Origin of the sequence: Fervidicola ferrireducens, assembly GCF_001562425.1 — a bacterium.
In the GTDB taxonomy this organism is placed as follows: Bacteria; Bacillota; Thermosediminibacteria; order Thermosediminibacterales; family Thermosediminibacteraceae; genus Fervidicola; species Fervidicola ferrireducens.
In genome coordinates, this window is sequence record NZ_LOED01000034.1 from 1 (window position 1) to 19802 (window position 19802).

18 protein-coding genes, 2 tRNA genes, 1 rRNA gene and 2 pseudogenes are annotated in these 19802 nt (G+C 46.2%); 4 read left to right on the plus strand and 19 right to left on the minus strand.

What is annotated here, in order from left to right; translation table 11 throughout:
• Positions 1-1080 (minus strand): annotated as a pseudogene (locus tag AN618_RS10280) (IS200/IS605 family accessory protein TnpB-related protein); the annotation flags it as partial.
• Entirely contained in the window at positions 1049-1243 is a 195-nt protein-coding gene (locus tag AN618_RS12820; protein WP_157081713.1) for a hypothetical protein, read from the minus strand. The gene AN618_RS12820 and the pseudogene AN618_RS10280, both read right to left, overlap by 32 nt.
• A gap of 291 nt (positions 1244-1534) precedes the next feature.
• Between AN618_RS12820 and AN618_RS10285 the strand changes: the two genes are divergently transcribed.
• Both AN618_RS10285 and AN618_RS10290 read left to right on the plus strand, forming a co-directional pair.
• Positions 1535-1834, plus strand: a complete 300-nt coding sequence (locus AN618_RS10285; RefSeq protein ID WP_066354679.1) for a hypothetical protein — start codon at positions 1535-1537, stop codon at positions 1832-1834.
• Positions 1835-1939: 105 nt separating this feature from the next.
• On the plus strand, positions 1940-3571 hold the full coding sequence (locus tag AN618_RS10290) for a Na/Pi cotransporter family protein (RefSeq protein ID WP_066354684.1): 1632 nt from the start codon (positions 1940-1942) through the stop codon (positions 3569-3571).
• Positions 3572-3628: 57 nt separating this feature from the next.
• Here the strand turns inward: AN618_RS10290 and AN618_RS13165 are convergent, their stop codons facing one another.
• Positions 3629-3784 (minus strand): hypothetical protein, encoded by a 156-nt coding sequence (locus AN618_RS13165; RefSeq protein WP_157081714.1) that lies wholly within the window; start codon positions 3782-3784, stop codon positions 3629-3631.
• Positions 3785-3902: 118 nt separating this feature from the next.
• On the opposite strand from AN618_RS13165, the gene AN618_RS10295 reads away from it, so the two are divergent.
• Positions 3903-4604 carry a ZIP family metal transporter gene (locus tag AN618_RS10295; RefSeq protein WP_066354686.1) on the plus strand — a complete coding sequence of 234 codons (702 nt, stop codon included), beginning with the start codon at positions 3903-3905 and terminating at the stop codon, positions 4602-4604.
• Positions 4605-4621: 17 nt separating this feature from the next.
• Here the strand turns inward: AN618_RS10295 and AN618_RS10300 are convergent, their stop codons facing one another.
• The 4 genes from AN618_RS10300 to AN618_RS10315 are packed head-to-tail and all read right to left on the minus strand — an operon-like array spanning position 4622 to position 8994.
• On the minus strand, positions 4622-6313 hold the full coding sequence (locus AN618_RS10300; protein WP_066354688.1) for a B12-binding domain-containing radical SAM protein: 1692 nt from the start codon (positions 6311-6313) through the stop codon (positions 4622-4624).
• 37 nt (positions 6314-6350) lie between these two features.
• Positions 6351-7517, minus strand: a complete 1167-nt coding sequence (gene thiI, locus AN618_RS10305; RefSeq protein WP_066354690.1) for a tRNA uracil 4-sulfurtransferase ThiI — start codon at positions 7515-7517, stop codon at positions 6351-6353.
• A gap of 3 nt (positions 7518-7520) precedes the next feature.
• Positions 7521-8672: a cysteine desulfurase family protein gene (locus AN618_RS10310; protein WP_066354714.1), complete on the minus strand. Its 1152-nt coding sequence runs from the start codon at positions 8670-8672 to the stop codon at positions 7521-7523.
• Entirely contained in the window at positions 8650-8994 is a 345-nt protein-coding gene (locus tag AN618_RS10315) for a winged helix-turn-helix domain-containing protein (RefSeq protein ID WP_066354693.1), read from the minus strand. Before AN618_RS10315 ends, AN618_RS10310 begins: the two co-directional genes overlap by 23 nt.
• A gap of 351 nt (positions 8995-9345) precedes the next feature.
• Between AN618_RS10315 and AN618_RS10325 the strand changes: the two genes are divergently transcribed.
• Positions 9346-9558, plus strand: coding sequence for a spore coat protein (locus tag AN618_RS10325; protein WP_066354696.1), 213 nt, complete (start codon positions 9346-9348; stop codon positions 9556-9558).
• Positions 9559-9583: 25 nt separating this feature from the next.
• Here AN618_RS10325 and queG read toward each other — a convergent pair whose 3' ends face one another.
• The 12 genes and pseudogenes from queG to AN618_RS10385 form a co-directional block, all read right to left on the minus strand.
• Entirely contained in the window at positions 9584-10606 is a 1023-nt protein-coding gene (gene queG / locus AN618_RS10330) for a tRNA epoxyqueuosine(34) reductase QueG (RefSeq protein ID WP_245628499.1), read from the minus strand.
• Positions 10607-10680: 74 nt separating this feature from the next.
• Positions 10681-10768 (minus strand) — tRNA-Leu (locus AN618_RS10335).
• Positions 10769-10779: 11 nt separating this feature from the next.
• A tRNA-Asn gene (locus AN618_RS10340) sits at positions 10780-10854 on the minus strand.
• A gap of 16 nt (positions 10855-10870) precedes the next feature.
• Positions 10871-10985: ribosomal RNA gene (rrf, locus tag AN618_RS10345) — 5S ribosomal RNA — on the minus strand.
• 32 nt (positions 10986-11017) lie between these two features.
• Positions 11018-12988 (minus strand): corrinoid activation/regeneration protein AcsV, encoded by a 1971-nt coding sequence (gene acsV / locus AN618_RS10350; RefSeq protein WP_066354697.1) that lies wholly within the window; start codon positions 12986-12988, stop codon positions 11018-11020.
• Positions 12989-13085: 97 nt separating this feature from the next.
• The gene (gene gcvH, locus AN618_RS10355) at positions 13086-13463 is read right to left on the minus strand and encodes a glycine cleavage system protein GcvH (RefSeq protein ID WP_066354698.1); all 378 of its coding nucleotides are present in this window, start codon (positions 13461-13463) and stop codon (positions 13086-13088) included.
• A 16-nt stretch (positions 13464-13479) separates the two neighbouring features.
• Complete coding sequence (gene acsB, locus AN618_RS10360; protein ID WP_066354700.1) at positions 13480-15603, minus strand: acetyl-CoA decarbonylase/synthase complex subunit alpha/beta; 2124 nt, start codon at positions 15601-15603, stop codon at positions 13480-13482.
• Positions 15604-15626: 23 nt separating this feature from the next.
• The gene (gene acsE, locus AN618_RS10365) at positions 15627-16412 is read right to left on the minus strand and encodes a carbon monoxide dehydrogenase/acetyl-CoA synthase methytransferase subunit (RefSeq protein ID WP_066354702.1); all 786 of its coding nucleotides are present in this window, start codon (positions 16410-16412) and stop codon (positions 15627-15629) included.
• 18 nt (positions 16413-16430) lie between these two features.
• Positions 16431-17792, minus strand: a complete 1362-nt coding sequence (gene acsC, locus AN618_RS10370; protein WP_066354706.1) for an acetyl-CoA decarbonylase/synthase complex subunit gamma — start codon at positions 17790-17792, stop codon at positions 16431-16433.
• Between the two features lie 24 nt (positions 17793-17816).
• Positions 17817-18752 (minus strand): acetyl-CoA decarbonylase/synthase complex subunit delta, encoded by a 936-nt coding sequence (acsD, locus tag AN618_RS10375; RefSeq protein WP_066354709.1) that lies wholly within the window; start codon positions 18750-18752, stop codon positions 17817-17819.
• A gap of 16 nt (positions 18753-18768) precedes the next feature.
• A complete protein-coding gene (locus AN618_RS10380) occupies positions 18769-19566 on the minus strand; it encodes an ATP-binding protein (protein WP_066354711.1) in 798 nt (265 codons plus the stop codon).
• Positions 19567-19581: 15 nt separating this feature from the next.
• Positions 19582-19802, minus strand: a pseudogene (locus AN618_RS10385) (dihydrolipoyl dehydrogenase); the annotation flags it as partial.

Sequence of the window (19802 nt, forward strand, 5' to 3'; positions counted from 1 at the left end):
CGTTCGGGTAAGTGATAACCTGAAACTCTCCCTCATACTTGCCCAGGTTGCCGGGGGAGGGAACGCTGAACCCTTCCGGCCACGGCTCCGGCTGGCCTGAGGCGTTTACATTGCATAAGGCCACGCCGTCAGGATTGATGTCCAGGGCTAAACAACCTTTAGTAAAATCGGGTTCCTTCATCCCGCCCAAATCGAACGTCAGATGCGCTATATAGCGGTCCTCCGGGGTGCGGACCAGCTCTACTGTGTAGGGCAGCTTCATAGCTAGCCATATCCGCACCAGGTCCCGGTGCTTCTCCGGAAGCCACAACATGCCCTCCACCCTCGGGCACGGCTCATCTTCGGGCGGCCAAGTTTATCCGTGCCTGTCTGTTGGGAAAGGTGGGATATGGAGACAGCCAAGCGGAATTCTTGCCCGTCAAAGGATACCTTAATGTTAGGGTTACCGCCCTTTGTCTCGTCTCCCCGGGAGTAAAGGCGGTTTTTGCGGGATGCTCGCCACTCCTCCAGCGTGGCCCGCCCCTTGCAGACCTTTTCCCATAGCTTTCTGCCGCCAAAGACTACCTTTGGTATCGTGCCATTCTCCCGGTAAGCCTCAAGCTCGGCCAGCTTCTTCTCTAGAGATGCTACCCGGTTGTTCCGTCCCTTGACCACCAGGCGGAGTTTTTCAACAACGTGTGGGACATAGCTTTTTTCTTCTGCCTTCGCTAGCTTCTTCATAGCAAGGCCGAGTTTCTTCCTCGCCCGGCGTAGCTTGTTTTCCGTCTCCTCAATCTCCAGCTGCAGCAGCTCTTTTTGGGAGTCCAGCACGGCCTGTGCCTTAAGCCTGGCGTCGTCCACATACCGGGAGTTGATTCCGAATAGTTTTTGCCCCAATTTCTCTATTTCATCTCGGGATGCACCCTCTAATAGCCGGTTGAAGGCCCAACGCTGGCAAGCGCAGAAAAGGCGCATCTCCGTCTCAAGAGGGTCTTCCTCTCCACGGCCCCATTTTTGTGAGCGGAAGGCCGGGTAAACTTCCGGAAAGAACTCTCCGCAAACTGTCATGCTAAATTTGTCCTTTTTGTGTTTCTTCGGCATCCATTATCAGCTCCCGAAAGCCTTGCAGGATTTTCCTGCCACCCCTCGCACCATACAGCCGGGCTGAAAAGGAAGTCACTACAGCCAGCAAATCTTGGACAAGTCTGGTATCTCCACTTACCGCTGGGCAGACGCACGGGTCTGAACAGACCCCATTCCCCATACTTGCAGCTTATTCGGGTGTAGTCGAATCTCTTACTTCTCTAATAGATAAGAGTTCCATACTTTTATGGTAGCAGAATAGTTAAGTACAGTTAATTATCAGGATAGTTTCTTAAAGCTGCTGCAAACCTCCCGTTCCTTTTTTATCAATATTATTAAAAAAATTAAGGATTAATTCTGTTGTCTAGACTACAATTCTTAATAAAATTGTCATGGAAGCAAAATATATTTTGAATAAATGACAAGATTTTAAGAATACAATTTATTGAAACCCCAAACAGGAGAGGTGTTTATGATTTCAAAAAATCAAAAAAGAGGAGTTACTTTAGGAATTATCTGGAGCTTGATTTCCTGGATTCCGTACTATACGGACTATTTACCTACTCTTCGGCCAATTATAGGAATTCCGGCTTCTCTTGGTCTTAATCTGGAACTTTTACTGAACAAGGGGGATTCCTTCGCTTATAGCATTTTGCTAGGTGCTGGGATAGGCTTCGTTATAAGTAGCTTGGTGGACTTTGCAAAAGACGGAATTAAAATAATAGGACTTTTCCCGCGAAAAAAGAAAAAACTTTACAACAGGGGTCTATGAAAACCCCTGATGATTTATTTTGATTTATGCGAATTTAGTTTTAAAAAGTCCGGCGGTGTGCTATAATTACTTTGGCAACAACATATAAAACGGGAGAGGATGTGTTTGAATTTAGAGAATTCATTTACACTTGTCGGGGGTCTTGGACTTTTCATTTACGGAATGAAGCTCATGGGAGAGGGCCTAGAAAGAGCGGCAGGAAACAGGCTACGGATTATATTAGAATACTTTACCAGAAACAGGTTGATAGGCGTTCTCACGGGAACCATAGTGACCGCAATCATACAAAGCAGCAGTGCCACCACAGTAATGGTAGTAGGACTTGTCAATGCAGGTATAATGGACCTCATGCAGGCCATCGGCGTTATCATGGGAGCCAATATAGGTACAACCATGACTGCTCAGCTCATCGCCTTTAAACTAACAAAAGTAGCCCTACCCGCCATCGGATTAGGGACCGCAGTTCATTTATTCTCTAAAAGCAAACGCCAAAAATTTATAGGACAAGTCATCCTCGGCTTCGGCCTGTTGTTCTTTGGAATGCAAACGATGGAAGTTGCGTTAAAGCCGCTATCCAAGATGCCCGAATTTGTGAATTTCATGACGAATTTTGGTAAAACCCCTATATTGGGCGTTCTTGCAGGATTCATAACAACGGGCATAATTCAAAGCAGCAGTGCTACCATAGGTATCCTCCAGGCTTTGGCCGCACAAGGTATAGTAGACATTTCCGTAGCTTTACCCATTCTGTTTGGGGATAACATCGGCACATGCGTAACGGCCTTGCTTTCAAGCATAGGAACTAATGTCACAGCTAAAAGAGCTGCACTTCTTCATTTGCTTTTCAACATAATAGGCACGATAATATTTATGCTGATATTACCCTTTTTCCAAATGTTTGTTGTTCACACTTCAACGGATCCTGTAAGACAGATTGCAAATGCCCACACCTTCTTTAACGTGATAAATACCGCAATACAGCTGCCTTTTGCGGCACTACTCGTAAAGATAGCAACGTACTTGATACCAGGAAAAGTTGAGGTCATAGAAAAGGGGACAAAATATATAGACGAAAGATTTTTGGAAACTCCTGTTTTTGCTTTAACGCAGGCAAAAAAGGAAATCGCTCGCATGGGCGAATTGGCGTTGAAAAACCTGCAAGAGGGCATTAAGCTCTTTATGAATTTCAGCGAGAAAGAAGCCAAGACCCTCAGGGAAAGGGAAGTAGTAATAAATGATTTAGCCCGGGAAATTACAAGATACGTTGCGCTGCTTTCGCAAAAGCCCCTTGCTTCAGACGAATCCAGAGCAATTGCAGATATGATCAACGCCATAAACGATATGGAGAGGGTTGGCGATCATGACGTGAATATACTGGAACTTGCCGAATACAAAGAAGAACACAGCCTTCCCTTTACCGATGAAGCTTTGAAAGAGCTCACGGAAATGGCAACCCAGGTGGAAGAAAGTTTCTCCAATGCGGTCAAAGCTTTTCTTGAATTTGACCCAAAACTTGCAGCCAAAGTAGTTCAAAACGAAGATAAAATAGACTCCATGGACCGGAAACTAAGAGAAAACCACATAAAAAGACTCAACGAAGGAAAATGCAATCCAAGTTCGGGAGTCATTTACCTGGATTTAATAAGCAATCTTGAACGCATCGGAGACCACGCCTTTAACGTAGCATCCTATGTTCTAAAAATGGACAAACATTATAAAAGGCCAACAGTATGGTAGAGAAGGGCGGCGTTTTAGAGCGCTGCCCTTTTGGTTATAATAAGAAAGAGCAAGGTCTTAACCTTGCTCTTCTTTTACATCTTCTATATCCCCTTTTTCGTTAGATATTTCCTTTTCCACTACTTCCCTGCCGCAATAAGGGCATATCCATACTCTTAGATCCGCTGCAGAATAAGACCTTTTTAAGCAGTAAGGACAGATAGAGTACGGCAAAACAAACCCCCCATATTTTTATATAACCTTTTTAATATGTCTAAAAATGCTCCGCTTCGCTTCTCATTATTAAATTCACCGTTTATCCTTTTAAATCCTCCATAGGAGGTGAGTTTTTATGGATATTTTTTTTAAGATTTTTTTATACAGCTCCCTCTCCGGCCTAGCAGTAATACTAGGCGGCTTTTTGGGGACGAAAAAAATTCCGGATAAAATCTTTGCCTTTGTACTTACTTTCGGTTCGGGGGTGCTAATTTCGGTATTATCTTATTCTCTAATGCACGAAGCATACCGCCATTCGGGGCCGGTACTCACATCTGCGGCTTTTCTCGCAGGAGGAATCGTGTTTTATGCTTTAGAAAGATTTCTCATAAAAAGAATTACCCCCGGAATGGGCTTTATCCTGGGAACTGCATTAGATGACCTCCCCGAAGCCCTCAGCATGGGCATAGGGTTCGCAAGCGATACAGGGAGGCTGGGCATAGTGCTTGCGCTTTCGATTTTTTTACACAATATCCCGGAGGGCATCTCATCCACTTCCGAACTAATAAGAGAAGGCAAATTTTCATCTAAGGCCGCGATGACTTTAGCCGGATTAATCGCTCTGCTTGACCCTTTCGCAGCTTTGAGCGGGTACTATTTGCTCAAGGGCATAGGACAAACCTGGCTCGGAATGATAATGGCCTTTTCCGGCGGTTCAATCCTTTTTATGACGGGTACTGATATGATTCCAAAAGCTCACCAAATAGGCGATGAAATCGACAATATAGGACTACTTGCCGGATTTCTAGCTGCTTTTCTTCTGAGCAGGCTGATGTGAGAAAAAGAGCTTTCCGGCTACGGCTCAAATTTTGCATAACGGGTTTTTCTTTTATCGTAGAAAAAAATAATCCCGGTTTCCCTTTGGCTTAAATCTGTCGTCAAGTCGTGACCGAAAATTCCGTATGCAATTTTCTTCCACAGTTCCCTCCCGGATAAATTTTTGACTTCAGGTAAATTCCGTTCCAGCCAATGCCGGTCGCTCAAAATCAACCTCACTTTATCTTTAAGTTTCCGGTCCTCTTCTAGATCTACACAATCGGGAACGGAACCCTTACCGCCGGAATACAAAAAGTCAAATTTAATAAGGTCTCTTACGAGCTTTTCTTCCACGTTCAAGGTTTTTGAAAAATCCTCAAAGTAATCGTATAGCGATTTTAGCGAAAGTTCTTTTCTGAAAAGGCCTTTTCCCCGCCAGTACCTGTACATCTCATAATAAAAATCAAAAGGCCTTTTAAAGGTTTTCGCAAGGTAGCCTAATGTAAATTTAAAACGGCCGGTATTGTAGTACTTATCGACCAGCTTTGCGATACCTTTCAGCACACATAGTTCTTCATAACTAATCCACCGATTGTAGAGGATTTCATAAGGAGCGCAAGACCGATAAACTATGCCGTACTCGTCCGCCTTCTCCCTCAGAACAGTGCCTTTCAAAAGTTTCAAAAACCCCAATTGAATTTCATCGGGTTCAAGCCGGTACACATCATCAAAAGCCTCGCTGAAACTTTCAAAATCGTCATAAGGAAGGCCCGCAATTAAATCAACGTGGAGCTTTATCCCTGCTTTTTTTAAAAGTTCGACTCCCTTTAGAGCTTTCTTAAAATCGGGATTCCTGGAAATTTCCCTTAAGCTTACGGGATTGGTCGTTTGTATTCCGACTTCAAACCAGAGCCTTTCTTCAATCCCCTCAAGAGCTTCTAAAAATCTGTCGTTGACAAGCTCCGGATTTACTTCACAGTGAAAGACCGTATCACCGCCCAATCGTTTTATTATATTTAAAATTGCTACCGCTCTTTCGGTATTGCAGTTAAAGGAACGGTCCACCAATTTTACCAGAGGGACATTTTTACCTACAAAAAAAGCAAGGTCTTTTTCTACTTTATCGAGACTTGCCACCCTCACGGCTGAATCTAATGATGAAAGGCAAAAAGCGCATCTAAAAGGGCAGCCCCGGGACGTCTCGTAGTATACCATCCTGTTTTTTAAATCTTCACTTTCACCGTACGAAAAAGGTATTCCATCCAACGATACAAATGGACCTTTTTCATTGATATGTATTCCGCCATCCCTGCGGTAGGCTAATCCGGGAACCTCCTCAAAAGAAAGGCAACCGAGCATAGCATCTATAAGCTTTTTAAAGGAAAGTTCCCCTTCTCCGACGATGATGAAATCCACATAGTCGCATCCTTTTAAAACTTCACCGGCATCGTATGAAACCTCCGGGCCGCCGAAGACTACCACAACTCCCGGTTTTACCTTCTTCAGGTTTTCCGCCAAATAATGTACATCTTCAATATTCCAGATATAACATGAGAAAGCCACGAGGTCGGGCTGTCTTAAAATAATTTCGTCCAATATATCATCCATATTGTCGTTTATTGTGCCTTCGAAAATTTCGATGTCTCCACCGCCGAAGAAAGCAGCGATATTTCTAATCGCAAGGTTCGTATGGACGTATTTCGCATTTATACCCACCAACAATATCTTCATCCCTTTTTCCTCCTGTAGCTTTCCATCACCGCCCGTACTAATAAGACCCCGTTACTTCTATTACTTCAACATTATCCAAACTCATCCGGAGGAATCCTTCAATGTCGAACCTTTCTTCCGCCTTATGGACATCGTCCAGTTTCGGCCTAGTTTTTGGATGTTCGGGGACAAATATGGAACAACAGTCGGCATACGGCTCAATCGAAATGTCGTAGGTGCCGATTTTTTTGGCGAGTTCAATTATTTCCACTTTATCGAAGCCTATAAGGGGCCTGAATACCGGGAGTTTTGCCACCTCATTAGTAGCCACCAAAGCTTCCATGGTTTGGCTGGCCACCTGCCCTATGCTTTCGCCGGTTATCAAAGCCTTTGCACCGATTTTGGTTGCTATTTCCTGGGAAATTCTAACCATCATCCGTCTCATCAATATTGTCAAAAGTTCGTTGGGACCCTTTTCTCCCAATTCTTTGAGGACATCAGTAAAATTTACCACATGGAGGCGGATTTTGCCGCAATATCCTGCAAGAACCCGGCACAATTCAATAACCTTTTCTTTGGCCCTATCGCTGGTGAATGGAAAGCTGTGAAAGTAAACCGCTTCTATCGCAACTCCCCGTTTCATCACCATGTATCCCGCGACCGGGCTGTCAATTCCGCCGGACAGCAAAAGTAGAGCCTTCCCGTTCGACCCCACAGGAAGGCCTCCGGGACCCGGGATTCTTTTGCAATAGACAAACCCTTTTTCTCTTACTTCTACATTGACTTCAATGTCCGGATTATGGACATCTACGCTTAGTCCTTTTAAGTTTTTCAGAATATGAGCACCCACCATACGGCTTATATCCGGAGATTTAATCGGAAAAGACTTGTTGGTCCTTCTGCTTTCTACTTTAAAGGTCTTACCTTTGTAATCGACTTCTTTAACAGCTTCTAGGGCAGCACTTTTGATTGACTCTATGTCCAGGTCACAGCTTTTTGCAGGACTTATAGCTACAATCCCGAAAACCTTTTTTAGCCTTTCTATCACTTCATCCTGTGGTCCCGCTACCCTCACGTATATTCTCCCGTGGGTTTTCGTTACATCCAACCCTTCAAACCCTTCGAGGGCCTGTTTTATCCTTTTTATCAAAATGCGCTCGAAAAACGGGCGGTTCTCTCCCTTTAACCCAATTTCTCCGAAGCTCAAAAGGTAAATGCTTTCCATCGTCTACCTCCGAACGTATTTTCTTAATTCGTTCACTTCTTTTTTTAGAATTTCCACTGTATAATCAATATCTTCAATAGAAAGGAACGGCGATAAGCTAAAACGAATGGCACCTTCAATCTCTTCAGCGGTCTTGCCCATAGCTGCGAGCACATGACTTCTTGCGTTCTTATGCGACGAACAAGCCGACCCAGTAGATACATATATACCGTGCGATTCTAACGCGTGAAGAAGGACCTCCGCTTTCGTTCCGAGAAAGGATATATTAAGAATATGCGGCGCACCATCATCCGGCCCATTTAATACCGTATCCGGTATTTCTGAAAGAATCCCCGTCTTCAACCTCTCCTTTAATTCTCTCATCTTCGCCTGCCAAGCACCAAAATTTTTAAATACAAGTTCCGCCGCCGCCGAAAAACCTGCTATTCCCGGGACGTTTTCCGTCCCTGAACGCAACCCTTCTTCCTGACCTCCGCCGTTAAATAAGGGCGTTATTTTCGTCCCTTCCCTGACAAACAGCGCTCCCACTCCCTTGGGTCCGTATATCTTGTGGGCGCTCAACGACAAGAGATGTACGCCGGAAAGATTAGGGATTAGCGAAATCTTTCCAAAAGCCTGGACTGCGTCCACATGAAAAAGGGTATTTTTGTTTTGCGATATAATTTTTGCGGCGTCCTGGATTGGCTGTATTGATCCAACTTCGTTGTTTACGTACATAATGCTTACAACTACGGTATCGGGTTTTATCGCCTGTTTTAATTCTTCTAAATTTATATGCCCCTTTTCATCCACGTCAAGATAAGTAACGGAAAAACCCTCTTCTTCCAATTGTTTAAATACTTCCAGCACAGAAGGATGTTCTATCGATGTGGTTATAAGGTGCTTTCCATATCGCCTTCTGGCGTAAGCCGCTCCCTTTATCGCCAGATTGTTGGATTCAGTGCCGCCGGATGTAAAATAAATCTCCCTTGCTTTCACACCTAAAAACAAAGCCAATTTTTCCCTGGCCTTATTGACTATTTTTTCAGCTTCCATACCTTTTCGGTGAAGAGAAGAAGGATTCCCAAAAGCTACCGTCAAAGCATGCACCATCGCATCGACGGCTTCTTTCGCTACTTTTGTGGTAGCGCTATTATCCAGGTAAACCTCTTTCATTTCCACCGTGCGACCACTCCTTTATATGTTCGTCTATTTTGTCAACTAATTCCCCGTACCGTTTCATTATTTCTTTTGCCTTTTCCGTCAAAACCGCTCCGCCTCCGTATTCTCCTCCTTTGTGCCTCTCCAAAAGTTTGATCCCCAATCTTTTTTCTATAACCTTTATTTTCCCCCACGCTTGCCTGTAGGACATATTTTGAGCCTGAGCAGCCCGATTGATGGAACCGTATCTTTCCACTAGCTGCAAGAGCCTATAAATTCCTTCACCAAAAACCTGTTTTCCATCATGTTCTATCCACACTTTATATTTAACTTCCATTATTTTCACCCTAAGTCAATTTTATTAAATAAAAGATTACAATTCAACTTCAAAAGCTATTTTTACCCACGAATATAAAAAAATACGGGGGAAAAAATAAACGTGGAGGTGGTAGTCGTGCAATTGACTCAAAAAGAAAAGCTATACTTGCAAGATACGCTGAACCATGAAAGGGTAAGTGTTACAAAGTGCAATTTTTACGCCGGCCAGGTGCAGGACCCCCAAATAGCGAACATGCTCAGGAATCTAGCTACCAGGGGACAGCACCATATAGACACAATCACAAATCTCCTCAACCAAGCGGGAATTCAGCCCCCATCCTATTAAATTTAAAAGGAGGTGCGGTTTTTTATGCATCAAACAGTTACTATTGCGGACAAAGATGTTATGAACGACGTGCTCATGACTATGAAATACCTGTCGGGCGTCTACGAAACGGCAATTATGGAATGCACCAACGAAGCTGTCAGGAATGCCCTCCGCCAGATTCAGGACGAAGAGCAGCAGAATGCAAAAATGGTTTTTGATTACATGCTTCAAAAAGGATGGTATAAACCGCAGTAAAACGAGGCAGTCTTTTGACTGCCTTTTATCTTTTCAAGGCCCACATCGCGTGTTCCCTTATTACGGGCGAAGGGTCGGAGAGAAGTTTTTCGAAGTATTTTTTATACCCGACTCCGGTATTTGCCAAAGCAACCGTTGCATTTCTGCGCAACACGTTCCTGCCGCGCCAGGCGATGGGGGTCAGCTTAAAGTTTTTCTCGAATTCCACGTTATTCATAAAAATCAATTTAGTAAGACGCCTTTCTATTTGATAGTCCAGCATAAACTCTTCATGGTTAACAAGGATAATTTTTTTATTCTTGGGACATGCTTCCTGACAGGTATCGCAGCCAAACAGCCTCAAGCCCAAATTTCCTCGAAATTCTTCCGGAATCGCCCCTCTCATTTGGGTAATATAAGAAAGGCAGCGGAAAGGATTCAGTCGATACGGCTCTTCTAAAGCTCCCGTCGGACAGGCCTTTACACACTTGCCGCAGTTATCGCACAGGTTACGGCAAGGCATGTCCGGTTCTATTTCCAGGTTGGTTATCAACTCGCCTAAAAAAACCCAGGAACCGAACTCCTCGGTAAAAAGACACGTATTCTGACCAATCCAGCCTATCCCTGCCCGCCGGGCAGCCGCCCTTTCCAAAAGGCCTCCTGAATCGACGAATATTTTTGATTTGGCCCCCCACATGGAATAGATAAAATCGGCCATTAACTTCAATTTTTGAAAAAGCACATCGTGATAATCACGCAGTAAAGCATATTTTGATATTATTCCAAGAGGTTCTGACGAATTTTCTCCGGGAACATCCTCTTTTTCAAAAAAATAGCTCACAGCAAAGCAAATAATCGTCTTTGCCCCGGGAAGATGCTTTTCCGGATGGCACCTGAGCTCAATGTCACTCTCTTCGAAGGACGAAAAAAGTCCAGCCCTTTTCCTTTCCATCAATATCTCTTTCTCTTCCCAAAAAGGTTCGGCACTCGCAAAGCCTATTTTATCGAACCCTATTTTCCTCGCATAATCCTTGATTTTTTCTTTTTTGTTCAACATAATTATCACCATGACAAAGTTTAAAATGACCTCAAATAAAAAATAAAAAACGGTTTTCGAAAAATCCTCGAAAACCGTGACCTTCTTGGTGCAGGGAGCGGGATTTGAACCCGCACGGAGCGAACCTCCACTACCCCCTCAAAGTAGCGTGTCTGCCAGTTCCACCATCCCTGCAATTTAAAAATTGGCTCCTCGAGTAGGATTCGAACCTACGACCCTCCGGTTAACAGCCGGATGCTCTACCGCTGAGCTATCGAGGAACGCCATATTTTAAGATTTCGGCAGCGTCCTACTCTCCCGGGGAATACTCCCCAGTACCATCGGCGCTGGAGGGCTTAACCTGTGTGTTCGGAATGGGAACCGGTGTTTCCCCTCCGCCATGGCCACCGAAATCTTTTATTCTTCACTTTCCACTTATAAATTTTACATGCCTTTGCCCTCCCTGTCAATACCCCGAAGAGAAAAAGTTTTTTTCTTTTTGCTGGAAGGAAAAAGTCTGGCGTCCGTATGAGGCAGAAAACAAGCCGCCGTGAATTCTTCCATATAAGCCGGAAAGGCGCTGAGTTCCACATAAGTTATCGATTCTGCAATTTGTCTCGCTTTTTTCCTGGCGTCATCGCTTATAAGGCAAAGGTAAGCTCCTTTGAGGGAACTGTTGCCTATATAAGTGAATTTTTCCTCTTCCAATTCCGGCAATAGGCCTATAGCTATTGAATTCTTTATATCAAGCCTTCTGCCTATACCACCGGCTATTATTATTTTCTCGATGTCCCTTGTATCCATAGCCAGGGTATTGAGCAGGGTTTTTATTCCTGCGTACACCGCTCCCTTTGCCCTGATGAAGTTGTCCAGGTCGATTTCGTTTATCGTTATATCGCGCCCGTCTTCAGTTTCATCCTTAAAAGCTACAACGTACTCATAAACCTGTAAATTTTCATTAAATCTTATCCTTCCGGAGTTAAAATTGGCATTTATCTTGCCTCTCGGGCTTATTATTCCGCTTAAAAACATAGACGCTATAAGGTCTATAAAGCCCGAACCGCAAATTCCTCGGGGTTTGCCGCCTCCTATCACGCCGTAGGAGGGTTCCAACGTCCTTGCGTCTATCGTCACTTCATCTATGGCCCCCCGCATAGCTCTCATGCCGCAGCTCATCTCTCCCCCTTCAAAAGCAGGACCCGCAGAACACGCACAAGCCACCATAACTTCACGGTTTCCGAAAACCAGCTCGCCGTTGGTGCCAAGGTCAATAAAAAGCACCTTCTCATCGCTGTCCCAAATACCGGCCGCCAGCACTCCTGCAACAATATCTCCTCCGACATAACTTGCCACCCCCGGAACTATAAACACTGGCGCATCGGGATTTATACGAATTCCCACTTCCCTTGCTTTGAGCGGCGGGTGGTTTCTGAATGCCGGTATATAAGGTTCCAGCCGTATGTTTTCCGCTTCCACCCCGAGAAGAAGATGGGCCATCGTGGTGTTGCCGGCAAAAACTCCGAAAACTATATCTTCAGGATTTAAGCCGCTTCTTGCAGTCATTTCTTCAACAAGACGGTTTATCGTGCCGTCGATGATTGCACGTTTTAGAGTTGAAAGACCACCTTCTCTTGTCGAATAAATGATTCGACTGATGACGTCGGCCCCGTACTGAATCTGCAAATTGCCGGCACACGCCGACTCCTTTATTTTTCCCGTCTCGAGTTCCACCAGATTCGCCGCCACAGTAGTCGTCCCCACGTCAACGCATATTCCGTAAAGGGGTTTATCCTCGTCAGAACCTCTAATATCTATTATCTCATATTCGTCCTTTTCTCCTTGCAGTACAACGTTTATTTCAAAACCATTCCGCCTGAGAGTTCCCGGCAGCTTCTTTAGCAAATCTAGAGAACACTTATAAGATGCAAAGCCTAGTCTTTTTTCAAGTCCTCTGCAAAGGCGTTCCCAGTCCGGGATGTTGTCGTCTAGCGTCGGAGGGTTAAGAGTAAGCTTTATTTTTTCAAACCCGCTTTTGATTGTCATCCCCGAATCTTCGAGCGTCCTTCGGGCCTTTTTTATCCATCCCTCTTCCTCTTCGCCGGGAGCTAAATCCTCCACCAGCACATCGCTTGCCGCTTTAACTTCCTGAATTTCTACCACCATATCGCTCCGGACGTACGTAAGGCACGCCAGGCGTATGCCTCTTTCATAATCTTCATCGGACAGCGCGGGAGATTTTTCACACGAATAATTCCCCTCGAGTATCTTTATGCGGCACTTCCCGCAGTGACCACTCCCGCCGCAGGGCGCGTCGATGAAAATCCCAGCCCTGCGAGCAGCTTCCAGTACACTAGTACCTATTTTCACTTTTACGGTCCTGTTTTGGGGTTTGAACAGTATGTTGCATCCATCCATGTTTTCACCTTTTCTCAAATTTAGAATAGCGCCGGGGACGGACCCTGATCGGCAGAATTTTACAGGGCCTTTCCCCGGCGGTTACCTTTTTAACGGCTTACTTTAACAGCTTCGAGTATTCAACAGCATCCATCAGCCCTTCCAAATCGGCCGGGTCGCTCATTTTAACCTTAATCATCCATCCCTTTTCATAGGGGGATTCGTTGACAAGCTCCGGACTTTCGGCCAGAACTTCGTTTACCTCTACCACCTCTCCGCTCACCGGAGCATAGAGGTCTGATGCAACCTTACCAGATTCTATACTCCCGAAAACCTCATCCTTTTTGATTCTGTCGCCAACCTCCGGAAGATCCACGAATAGGACCTCCCCCAACTTTTCTTGGGCGTAATCGGTAATGCCGACAACGGCAATATCTCCTTCTACCCTTGCCCAGGTGTGTTCCTTGTGGTACCTGATGTCGGATGGTAAATTCATAGCCAAAACCTCCAATCTACATAATTGGGTCCATCGTTAAAGCAGGATGACCTACTTTGTTCAGGAATGCCACTACCGAATCGGGGTCGGTTCCCACGGTTTCGTCTGCTATCATATCGGCGAAATTTTCAAAACCTATTTCCTTGCCCCTTTGATTCAACTTTTCTCTTAAGGCCTCTTTCAATTCCTTAGGCATCCAAACCAGCCTCTTTATTCCGCCTTCTGCCAGGAGAAATTTCCTGCTGGTTATATACTGCCTGCCCATGCCCATAAAACCGGGGGTCTGGACGCCTCCTCCGGTGGTGGACGCCAGTTCTCCGAAGGTCATGCCGAGGGGAGTCATTCCCGCATATTCTCTGTTTACTATTATCACGCCGTTGGCTTCGGGCATTACTCCGCATATACACTCGAAACAACCGCAGGAAGTCATAGGATTTTCCATAATCGAATAGATATTCACTTCTTTAGTGGCTCCGTGGGAAAGTTCCTGCACCGCCTTATTTATCGAATCCCAGGAACCCTTTATCTCGTCCTTACACTCTCCCTTTACAATCGGCTGGCACGGGCCTGTAGGATTGATTTCTTTTGTGGCCTTGGCGTCAAGCCAGCTTACAGCACCGCAGAGCCCCAATCTTTCCGGCGTCACTATGCATACGTGTGCCGGTGCGAAGGACTGGCACAAAAGACAGGAGTAGAAGGTGTCCACGCTTTCATCGGTAAGTCCTGCAAGTCTTGCATCCCTGGCTTCGTATTTCGGCCTTGCAATTTCTTCGGCAAGTTTTATTACCTTTTCTTTGTCCGTGTAAATCTTGACCTGTACCTTATCAATAATGTTGCCAAACTCATCCAACATCTTGGCGTACAGCGCTTCTCCTATGTGGTGCAGCCTGAAACCGGCTTCGTACGTTGATTTGCTGATTCTAAGCCACATTATATCCCTCTGCCCTATATGCATTACGCCCTCTATATAGTTTAGGAAGTAATGTATCCGGCGTTCGATAACGGGTTCGAAATCTTCCTGCATGTTTTTGCCCGCAACTTCCACCAGAATCGCTAAAGGCAGCTTTCCGCCTTCGGGGGCGAGGGTATCTATGTCTGGACCTATCACCTCTATCCTATGGTCCTCCACATCCGCCATATCCCGCATCCTTACCAGTTCCCAGGCAGGAGTTCTTCCACCGCCGAATTCTGCGAACATATCTTCTTTCCTTACTCTCTCGCCTTCAAAGGCAGCCGCAAATCCTACGGGTATAGGCACTTCGGTTATTTTTATCTTTATGCCCCGGGCCTCCAAAGAAGTGGGTACTATTTTGTCGTAGTCCTTTTGCACTATAAGGTAATGGGGCACTTCCTGCACATCCTGGTCGGTAATCACTGGAAATCCGAGGGCTATGGCACCTGCACCGGCGGATACGACAAGTTCGCTCAAGCTCCCCAGGGCGTTTACGAAAGCCGGCACTCTTTCTCTGGTGTACTTTAATAGTTCCTCCAAATTGCCGGGAGGTACAGCGCCGAATATGAGGGCCGCCCTTATTGCAACAGTCACCACGTGGATTACGGAAGTCACATCATACCCCAGGGGCACAACGCGGAGTTCAAGCCCCATTTTTACTTTGGCCTCCAAGGCCTGGTCGATTATTTTCCCAACCAAGAAAACAAGAAGGCCTTTGTTCTGGTAATCTTTAATGACTTTAGCTGCTTCTTGTGCAGAAGGTGCTTCACCAATTACAACCGCTACACCAGGTATATCTCCGGTGACCAGCGGCACGCCCAGGGAACGGATTACCGCATCGGAAATGAACCCGACGCATGGCTCGCTGTAAGGTTTTTCTTCCACGGCATATTTGCACGCCTCAATTATTTCCGCAGAAAGCGCCGTAGCAAGTCCGGCGTTCAAAGCTTTTTCCAGGTTTTGTTCGGGCACTATCAGGCTTTCGACGATGGAAAGGGCATCCCGGAGTTCACCCAGAGTTCCTATCTTTTTTCCGGTCGCCGCATATATGGCAGGAAGGCCGTATGCAGTCTCGGGAAATGCCACCTTGGCGTCGCTTCCCTTTTTCTCGATTGCTGCTTCGACAGCAGCCTTCGCGGCTTCAAGGGCCTGCTTAGACCCCTCAAAAATAATGTCAAAAAGCGCCATATTGGCCACCCCTTTCTTTATTTTTATAAATCAAGATAAGAATCGCAGTACAGGTTCCATCCCTTTATAACTTCGGCCGTCTTAATAACATCCATCAATAATTTGTTTAGAGGGTTGATGATGGCGGAACTCAACCCGCACTGAATTGCCATCGAGCAAAATACCGCCTCGATAAGGCCCCTTATCTCTTTGGGGCATCCGTTGGATACATTGCTCAAACCGCCGGTGGTCTTCAGCCCCATTTCCGAAATCTGCCTTACGGCATCGAGCACTTCCTGCTGCTTTTCCTGCATTCCCTTTACCACGACGAACAGAGGGTCAAATAGTATATCTTCGGGATTCAATCCAACCGCTATCGCCTTATCGAGAATTTCGGTACAGTAAGCTATGCGCTCTTCGTTATCCCTCGGTATGCCTTCCTTGGCGCACAATCCTATTACCATCGCACCGTATTCGGCAGCCACTTCCAGCATGCCAATCCTCGAGCCGGCGTCGGCTGAATTTATAATTGCCTTGCCGGGCTTCGGGTCGTACACCTTGAGTCCTGCCTCGATGGCCTTGGTATTTGCAGTATCAAGGCAAAGCGGCGTATTTGGAAATTCGCTCTGCAGGAGCTTCACTACCCACGGCATGAGTTCCTCCCCGTCTTTCTCGGCAGGCCCTATGTTGACATCCAGGTAATGAGCTCCGGCTTCAATTTGCTCCCTAGCCCTTGCTATTATGGGCTCGGGGTCCCTTTCCTGGAGGGCCTTCCTTATCACTGGGGAAATGACGTGAATCCTCTCGCCTATCGTAAGAAATCTTGCCATACCTACACCTCCGCTAATTTAGGACACCTTTTTGTCCGCATAATCTCTGAGGAACTTGGGCAGCAATGCCGCTTCATCCGGGCCAACCACCACTTTCCAGCCGGGCAGTTCGTCTTCGATGTCGGCTTTCAGCACCGCCACCTTTCCCGGTATTACAATCTCCCTGGTCTTCAGTTTCTCTTCTACGGCAAAATCTTTTACCGCTTTTGCTATTGACTTGCCGCTGAGTTTGCCAGAAGCCCAGGCGGTAAGCACCGAATATCCGCCGGCATCTGGAATCAGCATCCAGCTAGGTATTTTTGACCTTTCAACTTCGCCTGAGACGATAAAGTACGTAAGCGCGAAATCAACCGTCACAAGAAGCGGCGAATTTTCATCGGCGGAACCTATCTTGTAAAGGCCCTGCTCGACCTTCATCGGCCTTTGCGGATCGGTATAGATGTTTTGCCTCAACGCAAAAAGCGGTAAGGCCAGGGAATAATCAATATCATCCAGCACTATCACTGATGCGTATTTTTCAACAAACAGCGTGGCCATCGCAAGCTGCATCATTTTATCCTTCGAAAGCTTATTTACGAAAACCAATGTTGGATAACCTAAGGTTCTGTCCTGGGACAGCAAAGCAGTCCGCCTTATATTGACCACGTCATCGAAAGTTTGCTTCAACGTGCCGCTTTCGGTGCTAAGCAGTAATTCACGGTAACCCAGGTTCTGGATTTTCTGAACGAGATTGTAGAGCTTTTCCTGGTCGGGTGCTGTAACGCCAAGCAAAAGGCCGTGTTGCTTCGCCAGTTCGACCATAGCTTCGCAGTTTTGTTCATCGGCGCCGAACAGAATCGGGCCTGACTCCTTGCATTCTTCAACGGCTGCCCTTGCAATTTCCGGGTCGGACGTTATTATCATGGGGACAGCCTTCTTGCAACCATCCTTGACTTTCTTTATAAGGGAAAGAAAGGTGTCTTTATTACCGCTTTCGCACTTCAAGGCCGCTATTTCGACGTACATTTCTTCGTTAATCCTGACGTAATTTACCTTGTTCATGCGAGCTATTTTACCCTGTATTTCCTCTTCGCTCATGGCATCGGAGAATAAAACGGCAAACCTGGGCCTATTGACGAAGGTTTTTTCGTGTCTGAAGAGGACCGTCTCTCCTCCAAGGTTATAGCACTTATCGCCCGCGCCGAATTTTACAGTCCTCATCGGAGGAGCTGTTGCTTCCGAAAGTCTTGCCTTAGCATCATCGGAGATGTAGGGGCACTTCCCTGCCTCAACAGCCCCTTGAGCCAGCTTCATCGCGAAAGCAAGACACGTTGGAAAACCGCATTCCTTACAATTTTTCTTAGGCAATAGCTTGTATATATCCATTCCGGTCAAAGCCATCTTCAATCTCTCCCTTTTTGTTTTCTAAATCAAGCAATTGATGAATTCCCTGAGAACTTGCAGGGACCTCGGATGCCTCAAAATCACTGCATTGGCCCCCGCTGCAAGAACACCCACGGCTGTAGAAATTTCAACGGCAATTCCTCTTTCTTCCTGATTGCCCCATTCGGGGACGTCGTCCTCCGTAGCCACAGATTCCTTTACCTTCCAGGTTTCGAAGGAGACCGGCATAATTATCGGTATCTGAAGGGTGGTGTCGTTCTGGTCCAGGGCGGCGAGCCTTATCCTGTCCAGGGTTGTTACCACGTACTCGAATCCGTACCCCACCGCGGAACATCCTGGATTCATCAGCATCTTTTCGGGTTTCACCCCTAGCTGCATTAACAGAATGTTGAGCTGTTTTGCCAGGTTAAGGTCCACCGAAGACTCCGCCACCACTATGTTGCCGTACGCCAGACCTACCGCCGCGCCTACTTCCTTGTAATTGCCCTCCACCGCCGAAAGAAAGGCGATATTTTTTTCAGGGAGCGCTTCCGCAACCTTAGTAAATATTTTTCCGTTTTTCTCGTTGGAGTCGCATCCCGCTATTACAAGAGGAAGATTTACAGCTTCGGCTACTTCTTTTGCAACTAAAGCGCATTCCTCAGGGCTTTTATCGCCCGCGTCCTGGTTCGCTCCGACTAATCTCAGGCAAATAAAGTCAGGGCTGTATTTTTCCTCCACGTACTTTGCCCATTCTGCGGGCTTTCGGGCCTTGTCGCCCAGCTCGTTTACGATTGTCGCAGGCCAGCTTTCGGGGTATACATCCCAAATCTCCATACCTAACGCGGGTTTATGACCAGTATCTCCGTCAAAACTATAAAAAGGAAGTACCGATTCACCTCCCAGCTTCAAGTTCTCCCCCAAGGTCACTTCCCTTATCTTACCTGTAAACTTTTGAACTGGTTTTTTGTACGCCATGCCATTCGCCTCCGTTTTAGGCCATCAGGGCCTTTTTTCTTGTTTCGATTCTGGGAAGAAGGATATTGTCGAGGATTTCACGGTAAGCCGATAAAGCTTTATTCTCTCTGGAGATCTTCACAAGAGGTATTCCCCTGTTGTCGAAATCGAAGATCTCTTCATCAAGAGGAACAGTTCCGGCAAGAGAAAGATTATAGCGTTTTACTGCATCCAAAATTTCCTCAGTAAATCCTTTTTCTGGAACCCGGTTTATTATCAGGAAAAGCTCGCCAACATCGAGTTTTAGTTCTTCTATGAGGCCTTTGATTCTATAAGCAGCTTCCACACCTCTTTTCGAGCATTCGCTGACCGCAAACATGAGGTCAACTTTTCTTGTCGTGCCCCTGCTCAAATGTTCCAGGCCCGCTTCGTTATCTATCACAATAAAATCGTAGGAATTAGAAAGTCTGTCGGTAGCTTCCCTCAGCACGCCATTGGCGAAACAGTAACACCCTTTCCCTTCCGGCCTCCCCATAACGAGAAGGTCATACCCCTTTGCCTCCACAATGGCCTGCTGCAGCCGGAAATTCATATATTCGGCCCTTGTCATTCCTCCGGGGAAAATTCCCTCTTGATTGTTTTTAACTTCTTCTTTTATATCGCCAAGCGTAGATTCCACTTCGACACCAAGGACCGAATTTAGATTGGAGTTAGGGTCTGCGTCCACCGCCAGCACAGTGCCCAGTTTTTTTTCAACCAGGTAAGCTACGGTAAATCCAGCCAGTGTTGTCTTTCCGGTGCCTCCCTTGCCCGCAAATCCTATGGTGTAAGCCATGACAACCATCTCCCATCATGCGCTGTGTATTGACATGCCGTGCACATCGTGCAGGGCTTCCATGACCGCCTCGCTGAAAGTCGGGTGTGAGTGGATAATTTTGCTCAATTCTTTTACAGGAATTCCAGAGCTTATGGCCGGTATTATCTCGTGCACCAGGTCCGTGGCGTTCGGACCCATAATTGCTGCCCCCAGGATTTTATCCGTGTCCTCGTCGGCGATTATCTTGGCAAAGC